The 1,451-nt window shown below is 61.8% G+C and carries 2 protein-coding genes; one reads left to right on the forward strand and one right to left on the reverse strand.

The genetic code is table 11. The features are described from left to right. Positions 1-134 precede the first annotated feature (134 nt). Positions 135-398 (forward strand): hypothetical protein, encoded by a 264-nt coding sequence (locus tag QRM57_RS20150; protein WP_284987948.1) that lies wholly within the window; start codon positions 135-137, stop codon positions 396-398. Between the two features lie 469 nt (positions 399-867). Here QRM57_RS20150 and QRM57_RS20155 read toward each other — a convergent pair whose 3' ends face one another. Continuing rightward, entirely contained in the window at positions 868-1,296 is a 429-nt protein-coding gene (locus QRM57_RS20155; protein WP_257371405.1) for a hypothetical protein, read from the reverse strand. Between the last annotated feature and the right edge of the window lie 155 nt (positions 1,297-1,451).

A 1,451-nucleotide genomic window follows, 5' to 3' on the forward strand; every position in this document is an offset into this window, starting at 1 on the left:
CCAACGCAAATCCACCCCCACACCCCACCCCAACCACCCACCAAACCCCCACCAACCCGCCGTCGAACACCACCCGGATGAAGACGTGAGCCGGGCTCAATGCTCCTTCATTCCAGATAGGAGGGCATCTCCAAGTGCCGGTGCAATCCGTCGTCCAGGATGCGCACGATCGAAGCGATCCTGCTGCCATCCCCGTCGGTTCGACAACCAACAGCCCCAGGGCCCCGGCCCTCCAGATAGCAAGCAAGCGCTGGCCTGCCTCCCGCTCCGGCCGCAGACAGCGCGTAGCTGCCGCCGCGGCGCCCCTCCACACCCGCACGAAGGAAACTCCCGACGGCGGTACGAGTGACGTAGCATTCGCTGGCCGGCGGCATGGCGGGCCGGCACTGATCAGTTAGGAGCTCGAGAGGGAGTCGATCTCGTCCCGGGAGAAGGCGTCGGCGAACTTGCGGGCGATGTCCTGCTCTGCCGCTTCCGTGGCCCGGGGAGCATTGACTCCGCAGAAGGTTCAACGAACGGTCGTCGCAATCCGGTAAAAACTCGTCCGTCGGCATCATCAACGGACCCAACAATCCTGTAGCAGTGAACATGACGTAGCCATCAAAGAAGGGAAAACCTGCAATGACACCGTGCCGAGGGCACAAGGCGCGGAGCTCCATCGAGTCCGGAATGGCCATATCGTTGAGATCCACATCGTCTTCGACCGCTTGCCCTTCGCGCTGGCACGGGGAGACATTGGGGAAGCTTGACGTCCAAAGGCCTCCACACGTGTGTTACCTGGCAGGGACGATCTAAGGGCCGATGGCGTATTCGGTGAATTGGCCACAGGCCATGAACCCGAGACGGCGGTACACCGGCTCCCCGTCCTCAGAGGCCTGCAATACCGTGGATTGCCAGATCTCCCACTCGTGATTCAGGGAGATCCCCGCGCAGGTCCTTCCACATGCCTGTCTCTGTCTCTGACGCCTCGAGCCCGGCGGCCCCAAGGAATTCGGCAAGATTGTCCGGAATAGAGGCAGGGCCTACCCACCAGGAGAAAGGGCGGCCGGTGGATCCCAGGGCCCGGACCGTCTCTGCGGTTCGGGTTTGCACTGCGTGCCGGGCGAATCGGGCTGCTGCGACGATGTTGAAGGTGTCGTCGGCCAGACCGCTATCGGCGATCAAGAGATCGGCAGTTCTTGAAACGGAGGCTCCGATGAGGTTTCGGTGCAAGTGGCTGGCATGTTCAGCCAGGTTCTGTTCCATCGCGTGCTGCAGAGCCGATTCAGAGCCAAACGGGAACTTCGCGTCTTCCATAATGCTCCAGTGAAACTCGTGTTCTTGCGCTCTAAAGCTGACCCATAAAACGAGCCCGAGGCTTGCTGTGAACCCGGCCCAAACCAAGGTAGGCGGAACTGGGTTGTTAAATGGGGGGAGCCCCGACCGTCGTGGTCGGGGCTCCCCCTTGTTAA

The organism is Arthrobacter sp. fls2-241-R2A-172, assembly GCF_030208885.1.
GTDB lineage: Bacteria > Actinomycetota > Actinomycetes > Actinomycetales > Micrococcaceae > Arthrobacter.

What these genes read in the sequence shown, in the direction of transcription:
- QRM57_RS20155 (WP_257371405.1), bottom strand. Translation starts at nt 1,296, where the DNA reads ATGGAAGACGCGAAGTTCCCGTTTGGCTCTGAATCGGCTCTGCAGCAC.